Raw genomic sequence first — 20,104 nt, forward strand, 5'->3', positions numbered from 1 at the left:
AGTAGCTATGTCAACACTACTGCAATGTATGGAAAATATGCGAAAAGAGCCGGAATGGTAGGCCATATAATTAGTGCCGGTCAAATAGGTTATGGAGTTTATGAAGACAAATGGAAAATAGGAAATAATACAAAAGTTGCTGTGACAGGAGTTGCAGGGGGACTTGCTGGAGCTGCCATGGGAGCATGGGCCTTAGGAAAAGTATTTGCAGGAGTTGGTGGCTTAATTAGTGGCCCTGGTGGGGCAGCAATTGGCTTAGCAGCTGGTGGAATTATTGGAGGAATATTAGGTGGATATCTAGGTGGTGATTATGTAGAAGGTATAGCTGAAGATTATTTTAAATGGTAAATTGAAAAAAAAATGAATACAATTGAAATTAAAAGTAGTAATATTAAATTACTTTTATTAATATTAGGTTGCCTGTTAATACTTTTATTGGGAGTTTTTATGACAATAAATCCTGAAAAATTAGTATCAAGAATATTTCGAAATGTTTTTTTTATCCGGATAGTGGGCATTTGTGCAATTTTATTAGCAGGTTTTTGTTTGCCAATTTTATGTAAAGGCTTTTTGTTAAAAAAGTTTAATCTTATTATTGATGAGAAAGGTATAACTGATAATTCTAGCTTTGCAAGCGTAGGTTTAATTGACTGGAAAGACATAGTTTCAATTAAAACAATTTCTGTAGCCTCTCAGAATTTTTTGCTTATAGATGTCAAAGATCCACAAAAGTATTTAAATGTAAATAACCGGTTAAAAAAGAGAATACTTAAAAATACTCTACAAAGTTATGGAACACCTATTTCAATATCATCGAGTGCCCTAAAAACTGACTTTGATAAACTTGAAAAAGTTATTCTAAAATTTTATAATGAGTATGGAAATAGGTAACCTTTTAAATCCTTGCTAGCACTTGAATTTAAATAAATAGAAAACAACTACTATCCTTTTGGGCTGAAGCATGAAGGCTATAATGCATTACTGGCAACCCTTCCTATAACTATGGTTATAATGGAAAAGAATTGCAGACGGAAAGTGGAATGTATGACTATGGTGCAAGAATGTATATGAGTGATATTGGAAGATGGGGTGTAATAGACCCATTAGCAGAGACCACAAGAAGGTTTTCGCCTTACAATTATGCGTTAAACAACCCGGTAAGCTTTATCGACCCGGATGGGAGAAAAGCTTATGCTCCTGATACGTGGAGCTGGAATATAAGCTCTGGTGGAGCCGCTTCGTATTATCTTGCAGGCGGAAAAGGCGCAACGGGAATGTCTATGGATGAGTGGTCAGGTAATGTACCAACAATTTTTACTCCGAGTGCAGGCGGAGGTGGAGGTTTGAGTTTAGGATTAATTGATACTATTTTTAATTTAGGAGGAAACTGGCATAATACAGGATTTGGTTTTCAGGACAGTAACAATATCCTCCTGGGGTATAACGGAAGTTACTTAAGTCTTAATACCAATTATGCTGAAGGAGGTATTGGAGATGCAATCATTAATGTTCCTGAAATTATTTTAAGTGGAAGCAGCTCTGGTTGGGGAAATCAGATACTAAGCCAGTTTAATGCTTACATGGATAAATATAATGGAAATACAGGAGTATATGGTCTTATTGGAAGAACAGCTTCTTATGTAGCAAATTCTATAAATGGATTCATAGGAACAACCAATGAAATGTTTTATAGTTTTTTGGGGGGAACGAATGATCCTGACAAGGAAACGCTTAATAAGCTTAGACCAGGAGATAATATTGATCCTAATAATTTATTTGAGTATATATTAAATGGCTATGGAAGAGCATTTAAAGCTGTTAATGTAAGTCCGGATCGTTTTCAATTAGGAATTGATATAGCATCATTGTTGCCTTTTGTATCTAATTCTGAACTTCTAAATTCGGATGTTGCATTAGTAGAACAAGTTTATAAATCACCACTTTCTCCTCCATATGATACAATAAAAATAGTAAAAGAAAAAAATAAATATAGAGATAGTGTTCAGTTCAATAAAGTGGAGTTGTTACCTTTTTTGAGACAAAAGTTTATACTTTTTATACTCCTATTTTTGATAATATTGAAAATAATTAGAGTATTGAAAGTTCAATACTCTAATTTTATAAAATAAGTTTCACTAGAAACAGCAATTGAGATTATTGAAGAAAACAGCTACTATCCTTTTTGACTGAAGCATGAAGGTTATAACACACTGGCTGGTTATCCTGAGAACCAAAATGGACATTCAGGATGGGAAGGTGCAATGGAAGATCAATCAAGACTAAGTCAAGAAAACAGTTTTAACCCATACTGGCAAATATGGCCAGGAGCAATGAAACTTTAAAAATGAAAAGAGCATATTATTATTTTTTCTATAAAATTTATAAATCTATAGAATATACATGATACACTTCCCTGTTTTTGAAGACTTCCCAAAACAGGGAAGTTTACCGGTGAGATTACATTATGAAATGAGAATTATTTATATTTATCTCACTTGAAATTAATCAAGAGGAATTTCTGTTATATATAATATTATTGAACTATACTATAGAAAAGCTTTATAAATATCTACTATAATTTAATGTTTTATTTATTCAACAATATTTTTTTATAACGGAATAAATGTACCCGGTAGAGGAAAAGCCAGTACATGGAATAAGTGAGATAATTATTTCCTAAATATCTTTGCCATGGGAATGGCATTTAATCAATTCCTTGCCAGTTGGAAATATCAGAATGGTGGTTCAAGGCTTGCCCCTATGGCATGGGTGAGAAGTAAAAATAAGTAATAGTTATGAATGATAAATCATCAATATATCTAGCCATTTTTAAAAGAAAAGGAGGAGAAGGTTTGAATACAAAAATCATTAATGAAAATAATAAAAAGCAATATGAAAATTTATTTCATAAATTAAATGAAAAAGAAAATCCGCTTATTGTTTACTATGAAAATGATTTAAATTGGTTTCTACTTACAAATTTTAGAATTTTAAATTGTCAGGAAGGAAATCAATTGTTTATAAATCTGAATGATATTATTCAGGTCAATTTAGCATTAGAAGAATTCAAAAATGGTGTAATGAATAAAGAAAAATTTACTCGTTTGAAGATAAAAACAAAAAACGAAGAGTATTTTATTTTAAACCTCGAAAAAGGGAGACCTTATAAAGGTTTATATCAGGTATTACATTTCATACATGGCAATAATTAATAGTTAAGGTTCCGGTAATGTTTCAGATATTTTGGTATACAATGTCTATAGGCATTACCAAAGAAAATCTCCATTAAAATATTCAAAGAAAGAGTAACTATAACAGTTGCTCTTTCTATTTTATGAAATAAACAGTTCTTTATGAATGTAAAAATTTATTCATGTTCCAAATATGTTGGTGAAGATTTTATAAAATATGGCAAAACCAATTACGGTAAGCAACGCTATCAATGCGGGCCGTGTAAAAGCATTAGTGTTTTACTAATTAATAGACCCCTATAAATAATTGAGCATGTCTCCTACATTTGAAAGTAGAATATAATTATCAATACAAAAACTACTTGGGAAATACTTTTTTTATTTTAATTCTTGTTATTTGCAAATAATCAGAAGTTTTCCGATTAAATCTGTAACATATTTAAGGTTATATTTACTAATATTAAAAAACTGAAAAATATGTTTCTAAAGTTTCTTAGACTGGAAATCAAAAGCTTCTTCCGTGGTAGTTCTTTAGGGATCAATCTTGCCATGAAAATTTTGAAGCTCTTCGGGATTTTTTATTTCATGGTGTGCCTCATAATCGGAGCAGGGGTCTTTTTTTTCTATGTGCAGGAAAAGCTCCATCAGAACCCCTTACTGATAGCATCCCGGTTTTTAATTGTTGCATGGGGTATTGATCTGATTCTTAAATATCTGTGGCAGGAAATGCCCACGCAGAATATCAAGCCGTTTCTTACTCTCAATATCAGAAAAAATGTCCTGGTCAATTATATGCTGGCCAAAACTTTTCTGTCGGCATTCAGCTGGCTGAATTCCCTGTTCTTTATTACATTTTCCGGGATTGCTTTATTCAATGGGTATAGCTTTCCGGGAGTATTGGCATGGTTTATAGGAATTTCTATGCTGTTTTATCTGAATAATTTTATCAATATTTTCCTAAATGGCAAAGAATCAATAGCTGTGATCATAGGGGTGTGTTTTGTGATTATAAGTATTCTGGGATATTACCATATTATTCCGGTGCTGTCTTACTCAGAAGCTGCTTTCTATACTTTATATGAAAAACCTTATTGGGTGTTGATTCCAATCGTTCTGTTTGCAGGGCTTTGGATGGTATGCTTCCGGTATGTGCGGAAAGAATTTTATCTCGACCAGGGACTTGAGGCAAAGAAAACAGTAGGTAAAACAGAAAATATTGCCTTCCTGAATAAATATGGCGTTACCGGAACTTTTATCAATAATGATATCAAAATGCTGCGGCGTAATAAAGTGACAAAAGGAATTCTGTTAGGAAGCTTTATGTTTCTTTTTTACGGATTGCTGATGTATACCTCCGTGCTCTATAAAACACCGGCTATGATCATGTTTATGGGACTTTTTGTAACCGGCGGATTCCAGTTTCTGTTTGGGCAGAGAGTTCCTGCATTTGACAGTTCCTATTATCCTTTGATGATGACCCTGAATGTTCCTTATAAAGAATATCTAAAAGGAAAATGGTGGCTGATGAATATTGTAACGGGGATTTCCATGATCCTTGCTCTGTTTTACATCTATTTTGGCTGGGAGATCTATATAACGTTCTTTGCCGCAGGGTTATACAATATTGGGGTAAATTCTCAATTTACGCTTTGGTCAGGAGCGTTCAATAAAACACAGATCGATCTTAATTCCAAAGAAAAAAGACTTGGACAGAAAGGAAGCTTCAACATGGTGGCATTGCTTCTGCTGATTCCTAAAATGGCACTTCCAATGGCTGTGTTTGCCCTTGTGAAATATTTCTCAGGAATTACAGCAGCAGTCATCAGCGTTGCTGTTTTGGGATTTATAGGATTCCTGTTCAGAGAAAAGATTTTCGATATCATCGTAAAACATTACAAAAAAGAAAAGTACAGTACGCTTGAAGCATTTAAAAATAAAGGTTAAGTCATGATCAGTATAAATAATTTATCCAAAACATACGGAACAGCCACTGTTCTGAACATTGAGCACCTTGAGATTCCTAAGGGTGAAACATTTGGCCTTGTAGGGAACAACGGCGCAGGAAAAACAACGCTTTTCAGCCTGATGCTGGACCTGATTCAGGCAACAACAGGTTTTGTAAGTATTGACGGGATCAAAGTGAATGAATCCGAGGCCTGGAAGAATAAAGTCTCAGCCTTTGTAGATGATACTTTTCTCATCGGCTATCTGACACCGGAGGAATATTTTTATTTTATCGGAGAGCTCAGGGGGCAGAATAAGGCTTCTGTAGAAGAATTTTTAAAACCTTTTCATGATTTTTTTAATGGGGAAATTCTTGCCTCCGGAAAATATATCCGTGACCTTTCAAAAGGAAACCAGAAAAAGGTTGGGATTGTAGGAGCCATTATCGGAAATCCGGAGATCATCATTCTCGACGAGCCTTTCGCCAATCTTGATCCGTCTACCCAGATCAAACTTAAAAATCTGATCAAAGAACTATCCAAACAGGATGGAGTAACGTTTCTTATTTCCAGCCATGATCTCTCCCATACCACGGAAGTCTGCAACAGGATTGTTGTAGTGAATAAAGGCCGGCTTGTAAAGGATATTCAGACCAATCCGGAGACCTTAAAGGACCTTGAACAGTATTTTGCAGACCAGGTTTCCCGGCCGGACGAAGTTGCCTTATAAAACGGAACAGAGGTAGAAGATAAGAGCTTCTACCTTTTTTCATGATTCAATGAATCAAATTTTTTTTAGAAAAATATTTTTTTGTGTAACCTTTTTCGATATTCATTGTCTTTATAGTAGAAACAGCATTGGAATGAAATTTTTGTTCGGAAATAAAAAAGAAGATTTGCTAAGCCGCCTGAAGAAACAGGATCCGGCTGCACAGAAATTCTTTTATGAGCAGAATGTAAAGAGATTTCTGAGTGTAAGCAGAAGCTACATCAATGATTTGTATCAGGCTGAAGATTGCCTCATAAAAGCATTTTGTAAAATTTTTAAGCATATTGAGAGCTTCAGAGGAGAAGCCAATCTTGAGAGCTGGGCAAGGCGGATCGTTGTCAATGAATGCCTGAACTTTATCAAAAGCCATAAAACGGTTTTTTACCTGGATGAGATCAATCAGTCTTTTCAGGAGGATATTCATGATCCGGATATTGCTTTTGATTTTAATGCTCAGGAACTTTTGGATCAGCTTCCTGATGCTTACCGGATGGTCTTTAACCTTTATGTTTTAGAAGGGTATTCTCATCAGGAAATTGCTGATACGTTACAGATTTCAACAGCGGTGAGCAAAACACAATTGTTCAGAGCAAAAGAAAAACTAAGAACGATCTACTTTCAACAACAAAAAAAAATGAAAAATGAACACGTCTAAAGATAATTTTGAGGGGCAGATCAAAAAGCAGATCGGGGAAAGAGAAATGGCTCCTTCCAGGGATCTATGGTCTGAGATTGAATGGCAAACCGGAAACAGCACTCCTTCAAAATCAAGGGTAAATTGGCTGTTGATAGCTGCGTGTCTTATTCTGACATTCAGTTTGGGTACGGTATTGTTTTTCCTTAAAGAAACACCTTCATCAGAACAGCCAAAAATGGCAAAAGAGGTAAATAAGCCAGGTGAAGATCGGATGACTGTAAAATCAAATGATGAAAATGTTCAGTTAGCCATACAAAACACGACAAGAGAGGATGCTAAAAGTTCCTCCTCTCAGGAGAGAAAAGAAAAAATAACCGCTATACCGGTGCCGGATAAAAATACGATTATCACTCAAAATGCCCTTCCGGAGAAAAAGCCGGAGCTCATAAGAATATCCGATCCGAAAATTCTGGCAAAAGCTGATACTTTAAATATTCCGGTGAAAAAGAAAAAATATGTGGATCCTTCTACATTGCTTTTCTCGGTAGAACATAAAGATGTGATTGAAAAGACAAAAGACGGGAGCAATGTTGCTACTATAGAACTCAATAGAAATTAACGCATTAAACTTTAAAAATTAATCATATGATCAAGAAATTTATCCTGATGGGATTGGTATGTCTTGTTTCGTCCTCATTGTATGGACAAAAGGGACTGAATATTAATCTTGCATCTAAAAAAGATACAGAAGTAAGCCCTATTGTGAAAGATAAAATAGAAGAATATGCTGCTCAGATCAATGTCATTATTCAGGAAGAAAAGAAGCTCATGGAAACCGAGCTGTTAGCTCTTAAAACCAAACACCTGGAGAAAGCTGATTTCGATAAGGAAAAAGCTCAGATTGCTGACCGTTATTCGGAGAAAATAGACAAAAGGATTGAAGAATTAGGATTTGATCTTGATGGAGTGATTCAGAAACAGGTAAGATACTCGCTTCTTAATACCGATGCTGCCACCAAAGAAGAACTGAAAGCAAAGCTTCTGAAAAAATTCCGCCCTGCCAGAAGCATTACCGGATATTTCTCCTATGGAATTATGACAATGACCAACGACCTTTCGGATAATGAACTGGATAAAAATATCGGCTATTCCAATAATCTTGAATTCGGGTTGAAGCTGAATTACCAGCTTAGCAGAACAAGCCCCTGGGCAATTACCTCCGGATTGGGATTCTCATGGAGAACCGTTCGCCTGGATAATAATATGTTCTTTACGAAAAATGCCAATAATGAGGTTTACCTGGAACGGTATAATGGTGACTTGAGTAAAAGTAAATTAAGGACAGGCTATATCGTGGTTCCGTTGGGGGTGCAGTATAATTTCTCTAAGCTTAAAAATGCAGGGATGGATGTACAGTACAGAAGGTATTATAACGGATTTAAAATAGGAGCAAACGTTTACGGAGGAGCAAGAATGTCTACAAATAATATTTATGACGGAAATAACGGAGAATTAAGAAACAGGGAAAATTATCAGGTAAACCCTTATATCTATGGAGCTCAGCTCACATTCTCTTACAACGGCCTGAGTCTGTTTGTAAAGAAAGATTTCAGTAATTTCTTTAAGGACAGTACTTTTAAAAATGATAAAGCCCTTGTATTCGGAATTGCCATTGGATTAGAATAATTGATCTTTATATTTACGCTAAAAACTCCGGGGATTTTCCCCGGAGTTTTTTATTTAAGTCTATGAATAAATAAGATATGATTATTTTAAACTTCCCACCATATCTTCAGGTTTTACCCACTCATCAAACTGTTCAGCTGTTAACAAGCCAAGGTTGATGGCTTCTTCTTTTAACGTTGTACCGTTTTTATGAGCTGTTTTTGCAATTTTTGCGGCATTCTCATATCCGATATGAGTATTTAAAGCTGTTACAAGCATTAAAGATTTATCTACAAGCTCTTTAATTCTCTCATGGTTCGGCTCAATGCCTACTGCACAATGATCATTGAAAGAGATACATGCATCTGCGATAAGCTGTGCAGACTGCAGGAAATTATAAGCCATTACCGGTTTGAAAACATTCAGTTCATAATTTCCCTGGGTTCCTGCAAATGAAATTGTAGTATCATTTCCTAAAACCTGGGCGCAAACCATTGTTATTGCTTCATTTTGGGTAGGATTTACTTTTCCCGGCATAATGGATGATCCCGGTTCGTTTTCCGGAATGAAAATCTCTCCAATCCCGGAACGCGGGCCTGAAGCAAGCAATCTGATATCCTGCGCAATTTTAAATAAAGACACGGCAAGTTGCTTCAAAGCGCCATGGCTTTCAACAATAGCGTCATGGGCAGCTAAAGCTTCAAATTTATTTTCAGCCGTTACAAAAGGGTGATTGGTAAACCTGGCAATATATTCGGCTACCTTTACATCGTAGCCGTTAGGTGTATTCAATCCCGTACCTACGGCAGTTCCTCCTAAAGCAAGCTCAGAAAGGTGGGGCAGTGTATTTTTTAAAGCTCTCAGTCCAAATTCCAGCTGAGCCACATAGCCGGAGAATTCCTGTCCAAGCGTAAGAGGTGTGGCATCCATCAGGTGGGTTCTTCCGATCTTTACAACATCTTTGAATGCCTGAGACTTTTCTGCCAATGTATTTTTTAATTTTTCCACAGCCGGAATGGTTACCTCTACAACCTTTTTATAAGCAGCAATGTGCATTGCTGTAGGATAGGTATCATTGGATGACTGTGATTTGTTGACATCATCATTCGGGTGGATTTCTGATTTTTCTCCTAATGTTCCTCCGTTATTGACATGGGCCCTGTTTGAAATTACTTCATTGACATTCATGTTCGACTGTGTTCCGGAACCTGTCTGCCAGATCACCAAAGGAAACTGGTCATTGAGCTTCCCTTCAAGGATCTCCTCACAAACCTTAGCGATCATATCCCTTTTCTCTGCCGGAAGCACTCCCAAATCCGCATTGGCATACGCTGCTGCTTTTTTCAGATAGGCAAATGCTTCGATAATTTCGTGTGGCATTGAACCTTCAGGACCAATTTTGAAATTGTTTCTGGAACGCTCTGTCTGTGCTCCCCAAAGTTTGTCAGTAGGGACCTGCACTTCTCCCATAGTGTCTTTTTCTACTCTGTAATTCATTGTGATTGAAATTTTTATAAAGTTAATGATAACCGAAGAATCCCGCAATTTATAATCATTATAAATATCAATTGAAATGACTGATTTTGCTCATGTTTTTTTATGGAAGCCGTATTTTTGCGCAAACAAAAAATTGAATGGAATTTAGATATCAGGATCCGTATCCAATTCTGAAAGATGATACGGTGTACAAAAAGCTTACATCAGATTATGTAAAGGTAGAAAAGCTGGGTGACAGAGAAATTTTAACAGTTGACCCGAAAGGATTGGAGTTATTGGCTGAGGAGGCTATGGCAGACGTTTCATTCATGTTGCGTTCATCCCATTTAGAAAGTCTTAGAAGAATCATTGATGATCCTGAAGCTACAGACAATGACAGGTTTGTTGCCTATAATCTTTTGCAGAACGCAGCTGTAGCCGCTGAGGGAGCACTTCCTTCCTGTCAGGATACAGGAACGGCGATTGTAATGGGTAAAAAAGGGGAAAGTGTTTACACAGGAGTGGATGACGGTGAATACCTAAGCAAAGGAATCTATAATACCTATCAAAAAAGAAATCTCAGATACTCTCAGGTGGTGCCATTAACGATGTTTGATGAGAAGAATTCGGGGTCAAACCTTCCGGCTCAAATTGATATCTATGCTAAAAAAGGAGATTATTATGAATTCTTGTTTTTAACAAAAGGAGGAGGTTCTGCCAACAAAACATTCTTATATCAGAAAACCAAGTCTTTACTGAACGAAAAATCTCTTGAAGAATTTATCAAGGAAAAGATTTCAGATCTCGGAACAGCGGCTTGCCCGCCGTACCACCTGGCATTGGTGATCGGTGGAACTTCTGCGGAAGCTAACCTTGCTGCCGTAAAGAAAGCTTCAGCAAAATACTATGACAACCTTCCGACAGAAGGAAACGAAGCCGGTCAGGCTTTCAGAGACCTTGAATGGGAAGCGAAAGTACAGAAGATCTGCCAGGAAAGTGCTATTGGAGCGCAGTTCGGAGGGAAATACCTTACTCATGATGTGAGAGTGATCAGACTTCCTAGACACGCTGCTTCTTGCCCTGTCGGAATGGGAGTTTCTTGTTCCGCAGACAGAAATATTAAAGGAAAAATTACCAAAGACGGTATTTTCCTTGAGCAGCTGGAACAGGATCCTAAAAGATTCTTACCGGATACTCCGCCCCACCTGGAAGAAGCCGTAGAAGTAGACTTGAACAAGCCGATGCCTGAAATTTTGGCTGAGCTTTCAAAATACCCGATCAAAACAAGATTAAAGCTGAATGGAACCCTGATCGTAGCAAGAGATATTGCTCATGCTAAGATCAAAGAAATCATAGACAGCGGAAAGCCGATGCCGGAATATTTCAAAAACCACCCTATTTACTATGCGGGACCGGCAAAAACTCCGGAAGGAATGGCTTCAGGAAGCTTTGGGCCTACCACAGCAGGAAGAATGGACGTTTATGTAGATGAATTCCAGAGCCACGGAGGAAGTATGATCATGCTGGCCAAAGGAAACAGAAGTAAAGATGTTACCAATGCATGTAATAAATATGGCGGTTTCTATCTTGGATCAATCGGCGGACCAGCAGCAATCCTTGCCAAAGACAATATCGTCTCTGTAGATATTGTGGACTTCCCGGAATTAGGAATGGAAGCCGTAAGAAAAATAGAAGTAAAAAACTTCCCTGCATTCATTATTACCGATGATAAAGGAAATGATTTCTTCGCGGATCTTGCCCATTAATCAGACCAATAAAGGCCTGAAGAGAGAAGATATGAAATAATCATTGAGATCTCAGGTCTCATGTCTTATGGTCTTGAAATCTATATAGAATTAAAATAAATAATAAAATAGGACGCTGATCTTTTGTGTAAAAAAGAAAAAAGTTCTATTTTTGCCTAAAATCTTTAAGAGAATGATAACGATATTATCAGCATTTTGGCCGTTTTACCAGTTTCTGTGGACAGTTTTCTTTATAATCATGTTCTTAGTAGGGTTCTGGTGTATTTTCATGTTCTTCGGACTAGTAATCCCAATGTGGCTAACTGAAGGTTTGAAGGAGTATTTCGGAAAAGTAAAACCTTTCGACCCTGAAGATATCAGAAGAAAGCTTATTACAGAGCAGGAAGGTGTAGAGGTTATTTATAACCAGCCTAAAGGGAACGGACCTTTCATTCACGATCACGGACATCATCATTAATTGATTGTCATTGCTTTTTCACCTGAATTCTGAAAAAGCAATATCAAAGCAAAACAACATATATAAACCGCTTAATTATTTTAAGCGGTTTTCTTATTTGTTATTCCTGAGGTTCTCAGGAGAAATCCCGAATTTCTTTTTAAATGCACGCGTAAAGTTTTGGAGGTACTCATATCCGCATTCTATTGCAATCTCCTTGATCATAATCTCCTTGTTAGTGATCAGTTTCTTTGCTTTCAGCATTCTGAGATCCGATATATAATTGGCAATTGTCGTATGATACTGTGCTTTGAATTCCTTCCTGATGATGTTTTGATTGACGCCCATCAGTCTTGCTATTTCTTCCGCTTTTATGTTCCGGTGGTAATTTTCATCTATGAATTTCTTGATCATTTCGGGTGTTTTAGGGATCACTTCCTGATTGTCTTTTTCATTAAATTGTTCAAAGATCAGAATAAGGAGTTTAATAATCTTAGCTTCCAGGAATAATTTCTGCATGATTCCTTTTTTTGAATAACCAAGGATTTCCTTTACAATCATATGCATTTCGACGGTCATATCAGGAGGTGTTTCCTTATGAAGAAATATAAAATTATTACGAACCATGCTTTCCAGAATTTCTGCATTTTCCCTGTTAAGCTTTGGATTGATAAGGTTGAAAATATACTGGTAGTTGATTTCAATCTGAAGATACTTTAAAATTTCCTGATTTTCGGTCCATAGTTCAGCTGTACTTTCTTCCGGAGAGTAATGCAGAATATATTGATTCTTTTTAAATAAAAACTTTGTGCCGCAGTCATGAGCTTCCAGATTGACATTAGGGCTCAGAATGAAGAGAAGATTGAAGCTCGATTTGCTCTCCAGCATATGCGATTTGAAGGATTCATCAGGACACAGGTCTTCCTGCATAATGATTTTGATGTCTTCGGATCTGAACAAAAGTCCATTTTTAGATAATTTCCTCATACAACACATTTTTACGGCCATGGTACAATATCTTTAAGAAAGCCCTGCACAGGGTAAGGATAACCAAAAGTTTGAAAATGATAACTCCGGGTTAATAATGTGAGGTACTTTTGCGCAAAATTAAATTAAATTTAGAATAAATAAAAATAATGTTGGTATGATTGGAGATTTATATTTTTCCATAAGAAGATTAAGTGCAGGAATAGTGATGGCACTCATGGCAGGAAATGCTTTACAGGCACAGGGTACAGGCAATCCACAGAACTGTAGCAATACGGACCCGGGAAGTAATACGGGTGATGTAGGATGCGTGAGCTTTACTTATCACGGAGAGCCGGTAACATATACTACAGTAAGAGCCGGAGATGGAAATATATGGTTGCAGCAAAATCTTGGTAGTTCTCAGGTTGCTACCTTAATGAATGATGAAAACTCTTATGGCGATTTGTTTCAATGGGGAAGATGGGATGATGGACATCAGTTGAGAGACTCCCCCGTAATAGCTGTTCCACAAGTAAATACACCGGAAGGCCTGACGGGTATAAATTCATTTGTTATCGGTTCACCGGGCTGGTGGAATGCCAATGCACAAACTGATGAATGGACAGGCAATAATGTAGCGGAAATAACAGCATCTATTGGAGCTGATCCCTGTAAGGCAATAGGTCCGGGATGGAAGCTGCCATATCAGTTTGAATGGGCTGAAGTGGTTAATACAGAAGGTATTTCAAACCCCGCCACTGCATATGCAAGTCATCTGAAACTACCGGCAGGAGGATACAGAAGCTCCAGCACAGGTGATTTTACTTTTGTTGGTCAGAGAGGGTATTTCTGGAGTTCAGATATCTCGACTTTGGGAGGAAAGTACCTGTATATTGGAACAACGATTGCTAATCCATCTGCTGGTGCTATGAAAGGGCAGGGAGCATCAGTAAGATGTATGAAGCCTGCATCTTCCTTAAGCACTTCAGAAGTAAAATTGAAGATACAGTCAGTAGATATTTATCCTAACCCTGTAAAAGATCTTCTTACGGTGAAAGCGGATTCCGCTATTGAAACGATATCTGTTACCAATGTGGCAGGGCAAAGGATGAATGTAGGACTTTCGAATAATCAGATCAATATGAACGGGCTTCCTTCCGGTTTCTATATGATAGAATTAAAATTAAAGAATGGGCAATCCATTTCTAAAAAGGTAATAAAAGACTGATCCTTTTTGTGGGCAGTAACCAAGTGTGTTGACCCAATTTTCGTCTGTATAAAAATATAGTTCATTACAATTACTTTTATTGGAAGGTTCATGAAATTTTCATGGACCTTTTTTATTAATCAACCACATATTTACTCAGGATAGAATAAAAATAGAGCCAGAGAAAGAAAAATAATATTATATTCGATAAAAATAAAGACATGAAAAAGTTTTATTCTGTTGTTTTTCTGCTTATTGCAATATTTTATTTCGGGCAGATCAATTATACGGTTACTCCCAATCCTTTTGATGAAACCGATACAATTACGTTAACCATACCCGGAGATCAGATTGATGAAACGGGTTGGGGTGTTTCCAATAACTCTGTTTATATCTGGTCCTGGTCTCTTGATACCAATTATCAAAATAGTCAGAACTGTCCCACCAACGGCAGCTGGGATAATTCAAATGAGTTGAATAAGCTCATCTATAATGCCGGAGCAGATTCTTATTCTCTGACATTTACGCCGACAACTTTTTTCGGCAGAACCGGCATCGGCAGATTTGGATTTTTATTAAAAGATAAGACAGGAGCCCATCAGACCCCTGATATCTTTGTGAATGTAGGGGTGTTAAATTTAAACCTGACCAATCCGCTGGCGAATAGCCTGACCTCAGTACCGGCAGGAAATTCAATCACTATTACTGCAAATACCAATGTAAATGCGACTTTTCAGCTGAAAGCAAATGGAGTTACTGTACACTCCGTTTCTGTTCCTTCATCATCTTTTTCCTATAGTTATACCGTTTCTCAAGATGCTAATATGGAGTTGATTGCCACTGAAGGTTCCAATGCTAAAAACGCCACATTCGTGTTGCAGGTTCCGAGAAATGTGGTTTCTGAAGCCGTTCCAAACTGGATCAGGCAGGGAATCAATTATCATCCTACAGATCAGACAAAAGTAGGGCTTGCATTATATGCGCCGGGTAAAAGCTTTGTCCATGTGATCGGAAGTTTTAATAGCTGGGTGGTGAATGATGCCTATTTAATGAAAAGGGATACTGCAAACCCTGACCTTTACTGGATAGAATTAAACGGACTCACGCCACAGCAGCTATACTCATTTCAATACAGGACAAACGACTTGAGAAAAGTAGCGGATCCTTATTCTCCACAGATTTTATCTTCCTATGATGATCAGTGGATTTCAGCCTCTACATATCCGAATTTGCCTGCATTTCCGGCAGGACAGGATTTTGAAGTTTCAACATTTAAAACAGGACAGACTCCTTACAACTGGCAGGTAACGAATTTTCAACGACCGGCAAAAGAAGATCTGATCGTATATGAACTGTTATTAAGAGATTTTACACAGGAGAAAAACTGGCAGTCCCTGATCGATAAAATTTCATACCTGAAGAATTTAAAGATCAATGCGATCGAGCTGCTTCCGATCATGGAATTTGATGGTAACCTCTCCTGGGGTTATAATACCTCTTTCCATTATGCATTGGATAAAGCATACGGAACGCCGGAAAAATTTAAAGAATTTGTTGATCTGTGCCATCAGAACGGGATCGCTGTTATTTTGGATGTCGCATTTAATCACGCAACAGGACGTTCACCTCTTGTGAGACTCTGGAATATCGACCCAGACTGGGACGGATATGGTGATGTGGCGCCGGAAAATCCTTATTTCAACCAGGTTCCGAAGCATTCATATAATGTATTTAATGATTTTAACCATACCAGTCCTTCAACGCAATATTACGTTGAAAGATGTCTTCAGCAGTGGCTGACGGAGTATCGCATTGACGGGTTCCGATGGGACCTGACAAAAGGATTTACCCAAAGCTGCTCTGAAAATGATGAAGACTGTACCAATGCTTACCAGCAGGACAGAGTAGATATTATGAAACATTATGCGGACAGACAATGGGCAATAGATCCTGATTCCTATATGATTTTTGAGCATTTGGGAACGGATGCGGAAGAACAGCAATGGGCGAATTATAAAGTAGCAGAAGGAAAAGGCGTTATGCTTTGGAATAAACAGACGGATCCTTACAATCAAAATACAATGGGGTACAAGGAAAACAGCAATTATGACAGAATGAATCACAGCCTTCATGGCTTTACCAATATGTATGCGGTGGGCTATGGAGAAAGTCATGATGAAGAAAGGCTGATGTTTAAAAACCTTGCCTATGGAGCGGTCAATGGAAGCTACAGTGTAAAGAACCTTAATACGGCCCTTGAAAGAATGAAAACATTTGGTGCGACATTCTTTACCATTCCCGGTCCGAAGATGATCTGGCAATTTGGAGAATTAGGTTACGAATTCAGTATAAACAGATGTACTGATGGAACAATCAACAGCGGATGCAGAACAGATGAAAAGCCTATAGCTTTTACATTAGGCTATGATGCGGATGTAAACAGAAAAGCCATTTATGATACATGGGCAAAGATTATAGACATCAGAAATACCAACCCTGTATTCAAATCGAAGACTTACAGTATAGAATCAAACAACCTTGCCAATGACCCGGATGGGCTGATTACCAGAATTTACGTGTATGATAGCACAATTAACGGAATGAAAAATGTGGTCGTTCTTGCCAATTATTCCACTTCAGCTCAAAATGTTGCTCCCTACTTCCCTTATACTGGGCAGTGGCAAAATCTGATGGACAATACCGTTTCAAATATTGTCTCCACCACAGCTCCTATTACTTTACAACCCGGAGAGTTCAGGATTTATGGGAATTATGCAGGGGCTCTATCAACAACAGATGTGAATGCTGCTCACAAGCTTTCCCTTCAGATTGCTGATAATCCGGTAAAGAATGGCTTTGTAAAACTCATTTTTAACAAAGCAAAAAACGGCGAAATTATCATTTCCGAGATGAGCGGTAAAAAGCTGGATTCTTTCAGGCTTACTAAAGAAAATGGCACTCACGAACTGAAAGTAAATTATCCTGCAGGAACCTATCTTGTTCATCTGAAATCAGAAAATGGAATGGCTGTTCAGAAGATGATTGTCCAATAGATAACAAACAATAAAATGATAAAAAGGCAAATTCGCTGTTCTGCAAATTTGCCTTTTTTGCCTATTGGAAGAAAATTGAAGTGCTGAGATATGCTGCTGCTTAATAGGGTTCCGGTGCTATTACCGGAGTGATCAATGTTATTCAGGAAAGAGATTCAGTACATTTCTGTGAACAAAAGTGCGGGATTTACATTATACAGATATATATAAGTTAAGTGTATGATATTACAAAAAATATTACCTTTACTGTAGAGGCAAATAATGTATTGGAGGTCTTCGAGGATTTTCAGATCTATAAAAATTCATATTATGGAGTATTCAAATAGGAGCCGGTTCACATGGGAACATTGAGAAGTCATTTTTTCGGAAGGCTTAATTTTAATTTTTAATCATAAATGAGTACTGCATCACATAAGATCGGTTGGAAAACAGCTGCAGCTATTGTTGTTTCCAATATGATAGGAACGGGAATCTTTACTACTCTGGGGTTTCAGCTGTCTGATATAACCAATACGTACAGTATATTTCTGTTATGGATTATCGGAGGAATTCTGGGACTGTTCGGAGCTTTCTGCTATGCCGAGCTGGGATCTCATTTTAAAGGGAATGGTGGAGATTTTATTTACCTGAAAGAAACCTACCATCCGCTGTTTGGATATCTGATAAGCTGGATATCGCTCATTATCGGGTTTTCATCACCCGTTGCATTGGCGGCATTGGCGATGGCGAAATACCTTTCAGCATTCGATTATACCTTCGGAAACGGTTTTGCCATTGCGGTTATTTTTTTGGTAGCTATTGCTTTATCGTTCAGTTTAAAAACATCAAGCCGGTTCCATAATTTTTTCACATTGATCAAAATAGCTTTTATTATTGTACTGGTTATTTTAGGCGTTACCCTTTCAGGATCACCACAGATGGGTAACAGTCTGAATTTCAGTGATAGCTGGCATGGTGAGATCATGATTCCTGCTTTTGCCACTTCCCTGGTTTTTGTTACCTATTCCTATACCGGCTGGAACTCAGCTTCATATATTGCAGGAGAAATAAAGGATGTTCAGAAAAATCTCCCCAAATCTCTGATCATAGGAACCGTTTTCGTGACGGTAAGCTATATTCTTGTGAATTATATTATGCTGAAGCATGCTCCTGTAAGTCAATTGGCAGGAAAAGAAGATGTAATGGGAGAAGCAGCGGTCAATATGCTGGGGCCAGCTTTTGGAAAAATGGTCAACATTTTTATTGCATTGCAGCTTATTGCGACCATCAGCGGTTACTTGTGGGTGGGCTCGAGGCTGACACAAGCGTTTGCTAAAGAAAGTTATATCTGGAAGCCTCTTTCAGTGGGGAATAAAAAAGGAATTCCCGTAAGAGCTATTTTTGCCCATGCTGTCATAGCTACAATCATTATTCTGACGGGAAGCTTTAAAGAGATATTTGTTTATACAGCCTTTATACTTCAGTTATTTGCAAGTCTGGCAATTTCCACGGTGTACTTCCTTAAAAAAGAAGACCGGAAAATATTTAAATCCAATGCCTTTTATATTTTCCCGACGTTTTTTTTGTTATTCAGTGTGTATATCCTCTATTTTACCTTGATCCATAATCCCAAAGAAAGCATGACAGGGCTGGGAATTGTAGCGGTTGGAATTATTCTGTACTTAGTTGACAGAAGACTTTATAAGGCAGACGAAAGAGAGCATGATACTTAAAAGACTAATGGCCAGATTTACAGATTTACCCTTTTACAGTTTTGCCCTAGCCTTCAAAAATTTATACTTTAATTTTGAATTAATAATTCTTATCTTTGCACCCACAAAAATTCCATAATGTCTAAATCATTAATTCCAAAATTAGAAGCTATAAAACAAAGATATAATGAGGTTGCAGACCTTATTATACAGCCTGATGTCATTTCAGACCAAAAAAGATATTCTTCTTTGAACAAAGAATATAGTGATTTGGGGAAAATTGTTAGAGTTTATGATCAGTACAAAGGAGCTTTGGATTCTATTGCAGAATCTGATGAGATCATTGCTGACGGCTCAGACAGAGATCTGGTAGACCTGGCTAAAGAGGAAAAGCTGGAAGCGCAATCCAGAATTCCCGGTTTGGAAGAAGAGCTTAAGGTATTGCTGATTCCTAAAGATCCGGCAGATGACAAGAATGTTATCGTGGAATTACGTGCCGGAACCGGAGGTGATGAAGCCGCAATCTTTGTGGAAGATATCTACAGAATGTACAGTATGTACTTCAAAGCAAAAGGCTGGAGACATGAAGTGACAGATTCCAATGAAGCGGCGAAAGGCTATAAAGAATTGATCATGAAAGTGGAAGGAGAAGGTGTTTACGGAATTATGAAGTTTGAATCCGGGGTTCACCGTGTACAGCGTGTACCGGAAACAGAATCTCAGGGAAGAGTTCATACCTCTGCAATTACAGTAGCGGTTTTACCGGAAGCTGAAGAAGTAGATGTAGAGATCAATCCGGCAGATATTGAAATGCAGACTTCCCGTTCAGGAGGTGCAGGAGGCCAGAACGTAAACAAGGTTGAAACTAAAGTTCAGCTTACCCACAAACCTTCAGGACTTGTTGTTGTTTGTCAGCAGGCCCGTTCTCAGCTGGCTAACCGTGAATTGGCAATGGAAATGCTTCGTGCCAAATTATATGATATCAAATTGCAGGAAGTTCAGGGAGATATTGCGGCCCAAAGAAAAACAATGGTATCTACAGGAGACCGTTCTGCAAAGATCAAAACATACAATTATCCGCAGGGTAGGGTTACAGACCACAGAATCAATAAGTCGATGTACAACCTTGATGCTTATATGAACGGAGATATTTCTGAAATGATCGATGCAGTGATCATGGCGGAAAATGCAGAGAAAATGAAAGGAGAAGAAGAAAACTACTAAAGCTTTTTACATAGAAAACAAAACCTCTGAAACGCTCAGAGGTTTTTCTTTTTCAAACAATTAAATCAAAGATAAAC

At 37.6% G+C, this 20,104-nt stretch carries 16 protein-coding genes and 2 pseudogenes; 16 read left to right on the top strand and 2 right to left on the bottom strand.

Annotation, left to right across the window (positions count from 1 at the left end):
* The 10 genes and pseudogenes from AC4IF5_RS13560 to AC4IF5_RS13605 all read left to right on the top strand — a co-directional run.
* Nucleotides 1–348, top strand: a pseudogene (locus AC4IF5_RS13560) (hypothetical protein); the annotation flags it as partial.
* Nucleotides 349–360: 12 nt separating this feature from the next.
* On the top strand, nucleotides 361–891 hold the full coding sequence (locus AC4IF5_RS13565; RefSeq protein WP_490735348.1) for an STM3941 family protein: 531 nt from the start codon (nucleotides 361–363) through the stop codon (nucleotides 889–891).
* Between the two features lie 39 nt (nucleotides 892–930).
* A pseudogene (locus AC4IF5_RS13570) lies at nucleotides 931–1,184 on the top strand (RHS repeat-associated core domain-containing protein); the annotation flags it as partial.
* 1,611 nt (nucleotides 1,185–2,795) lie between these two features.
* Nucleotides 2,796–3,212, top strand: coding sequence for a hypothetical protein (locus tag AC4IF5_RS13575; RefSeq protein WP_490735350.1), 417 nt, complete (start codon nucleotides 2,796–2,798; stop codon nucleotides 3,210–3,212).
* 141 nt (nucleotides 3,213–3,353) lie between these two features.
* On the top strand, nucleotides 3,354–3,494 hold the full coding sequence (locus AC4IF5_RS13580) for an IS1/IS1595 family N-terminal zinc-binding domain-containing protein (RefSeq protein ID WP_490735352.1): 141 nt from the start codon (nucleotides 3,354–3,356) through the stop codon (nucleotides 3,492–3,494).
* A gap of 174 nt (nucleotides 3,495–3,668) precedes the next feature.
* Nucleotides 3,669–5,135, top strand: coding sequence for a DUF5687 family protein (locus AC4IF5_RS13585; protein ID WP_490735354.1), 1,467 nt, complete (start codon nucleotides 3,669–3,671; stop codon nucleotides 5,133–5,135).
* A gap of 3 nt (nucleotides 5,136–5,138) precedes the next feature.
* On the top strand, nucleotides 5,139–5,864 hold the full coding sequence (locus AC4IF5_RS13590; protein WP_490735355.1) for an ABC transporter ATP-binding protein: 726 nt from the start codon (nucleotides 5,139–5,141) through the stop codon (nucleotides 5,862–5,864).
* Between the two features lie 133 nt (nucleotides 5,865–5,997).
* Entirely contained in the window at nucleotides 5,998–6,558 is a 561-nt protein-coding gene (locus AC4IF5_RS13595; protein WP_490735357.1) for an RNA polymerase sigma factor, read from the top strand.
* Entirely contained in the window at nucleotides 6,545–7,159 is a 615-nt protein-coding gene (locus AC4IF5_RS13600; protein WP_490735359.1) for a hypothetical protein, read from the top strand. The genes AC4IF5_RS13595 and AC4IF5_RS13600 overlap by 14 nt, the downstream gene beginning before the upstream one ends.
* Nucleotides 7,160–7,185: 26 nt before the next feature.
* Entirely contained in the window at nucleotides 7,186–8,226 is a 1,041-nt protein-coding gene (locus tag AC4IF5_RS13605; RefSeq protein ID WP_490735361.1) for a porin family protein, read from the top strand.
* Nucleotides 8,227–8,307: 81 nt separating this feature from the next.
* Here the strand turns inward: AC4IF5_RS13605 and fumC are convergent, their stop codons facing one another.
* Complete coding sequence (gene fumC, locus AC4IF5_RS13610; protein ID WP_490735363.1) at nucleotides 8,308–9,702, bottom strand: class II fumarate hydratase; 1,395 nt, start codon at nucleotides 9,700–9,702, stop codon at nucleotides 8,308–8,310.
* A 137-nt stretch (nucleotides 9,703–9,839) separates the two neighbouring features.
* On the opposite strand from fumC, the gene AC4IF5_RS13615 reads away from it, so the two are divergent.
* On the top strand, nucleotides 9,840–11,447 hold the full coding sequence (locus AC4IF5_RS13615) for a fumarate hydratase (protein WP_490735365.1): 1,608 nt from the start codon (nucleotides 9,840–9,842) through the stop codon (nucleotides 11,445–11,447).
* Nucleotides 11,448–11,619: 172 nt separating this feature from the next.
* Nucleotides 11,620–11,904: a hypothetical protein gene (locus AC4IF5_RS13620; RefSeq protein ID WP_490735366.1), complete on the top strand. Its 285-nt coding sequence runs from the start codon at nucleotides 11,620–11,622 to the stop codon at nucleotides 11,902–11,904.
* A gap of 93 nt (nucleotides 11,905–11,997) precedes the next feature.
* Here AC4IF5_RS13620 and AC4IF5_RS13625 read toward each other — a convergent pair whose 3' ends face one another.
* On the bottom strand, nucleotides 11,998–12,870 hold the full coding sequence (locus AC4IF5_RS13625) for a helix-turn-helix domain-containing protein (RefSeq protein ID WP_490735368.1): 873 nt from the start codon (nucleotides 12,868–12,870) through the stop codon (nucleotides 11,998–12,000).
* A 157-nt stretch (nucleotides 12,871–13,027) separates the two neighbouring features.
* Between AC4IF5_RS13625 and AC4IF5_RS13630 the strand changes: the two genes are divergently transcribed.
* The 4 genes from AC4IF5_RS13630 (at nucleotide 13,028) to prfA (ending at nucleotide 20,027) form a co-directional block, all read left to right on the top strand.
* Nucleotides 13,028–14,080, top strand: coding sequence for a T9SS type A sorting domain-containing protein (locus AC4IF5_RS13630; RefSeq protein ID WP_490735370.1), 1,053 nt, complete (start codon nucleotides 13,028–13,030; stop codon nucleotides 14,078–14,080).
* 200 nt (nucleotides 14,081–14,280) lie between these two features.
* A complete protein-coding gene (locus AC4IF5_RS13635; RefSeq protein ID WP_490735372.1) occupies nucleotides 14,281–17,112 on the top strand; it encodes an alpha-amylase family glycosyl hydrolase in 2,832 nt (943 codons plus the stop codon).
* Nucleotides 17,113–17,507: 395 nt separating this feature from the next.
* The gene (locus AC4IF5_RS13640) at nucleotides 17,508–18,824 is read left to right on the top strand and encodes an APC family permease (RefSeq protein ID WP_490735374.1); all 1,317 of its coding nucleotides are present in this window, start codon (nucleotides 17,508–17,510) and stop codon (nucleotides 18,822–18,824) included.
* Nucleotides 18,825–18,941: 117 nt separating this feature from the next.
* Nucleotides 18,942–20,027 carry a peptide chain release factor 1 gene (gene prfA, locus AC4IF5_RS13645; RefSeq protein ID WP_490735376.1) on the top strand — a complete coding sequence of 362 codons (1,086 nt, stop codon included), beginning with the start codon at nucleotides 18,942–18,944 and terminating at the stop codon, nucleotides 20,025–20,027.
* Nucleotides 20,028–20,104 lie beyond the last annotated feature (77 nt).

The sequence above is a fragment of the Chryseobacterium sp. UF-290 genome (genome assembly GCF_058245615.1).

Bases quoted from the DNA above. Each gene is read 5' to 3' on its own strand.
- AC4IF5_RS13630 (WP_490735370.1), top strand. From the start codon at position 13,028: ATGATTGGAGATTTATATTTTTCCATAAGAAGATTAAGTGCAGGAATA.
- AC4IF5_RS13565 (WP_490735348.1), top strand. From the start codon at position 361: ATGAATACAATTGAAATTAAAAGTAGTAATATTAAATTACTTTTATTA.
- AC4IF5_RS13635 (WP_490735372.1), top strand. From the start codon at position 14,281: ATGAAAAAGTTTTATTCTGTTGTTTTTCTGCTTATTGCAATATTTTAT.
- AC4IF5_RS13615 (WP_490735365.1), top strand. From the start codon at position 9,840: ATGGAATTTAGATATCAGGATCCGTATCCAATTCTGAAAGATGATACG.
- AC4IF5_RS13600 (WP_490735359.1), top strand. From the start codon at position 6,545: ATGAACACGTCTAAAGATAATTTTGAGGGGCAGATCAAAAAGCAGATC.
- AC4IF5_RS13620 (WP_490735366.1), top strand. From the start codon at position 11,620: ATGATAACGATATTATCAGCATTTTGGCCGTTTTACCAGTTTCTGTGG.
- AC4IF5_RS13590 (WP_490735355.1), top strand. From the start codon at position 5,139: ATGATCAGTATAAATAATTTATCCAAAACATACGGAACAGCCACTGTT.
- fumC (WP_490735363.1), bottom strand. From the start codon at position 9,702: ATGAATTACAGAGTAGAAAAAGACACTATGGGAGAAGTGCAGGTCCCT.
- prfA (WP_490735376.1), top strand. From the start codon at position 18,942: ATGTCTAAATCATTAATTCCAAAATTAGAAGCTATAAAACAAAGATAT.
- AC4IF5_RS13595 (WP_490735357.1), top strand. From the start codon at position 5,998: ATGAAATTTTTGTTCGGAAATAAAAAAGAAGATTTGCTAAGCCGCCTG.
- AC4IF5_RS13605 (WP_490735361.1), top strand. From the start codon at position 7,186: ATGATCAAGAAATTTATCCTGATGGGATTGGTATGTCTTGTTTCGTCC.
- AC4IF5_RS13575 (WP_490735350.1), top strand. From the start codon at position 2,796: ATGAATGATAAATCATCAATATATCTAGCCATTTTTAAAAGAAAAGGA.
- AC4IF5_RS13585 (WP_490735354.1), top strand. From the start codon at position 3,669: ATGTTTCTAAAGTTTCTTAGACTGGAAATCAAAAGCTTCTTCCGTGGT.
- AC4IF5_RS13640 (WP_490735374.1), top strand. From the start codon at position 17,508: ATGAGTACTGCATCACATAAGATCGGTTGGAAAACAGCTGCAGCTATT.
- AC4IF5_RS13580 (WP_490735352.1), top strand. From the start codon at position 3,354: ATGAATGTAAAAATTTATTCATGTTCCAAATATGTTGGTGAAGATTTT.
- AC4IF5_RS13625 (WP_490735368.1), bottom strand. From the start codon at position 12,870: ATGAGGAAATTATCTAAAAATGGACTTTTGTTCAGATCCGAAGACATC.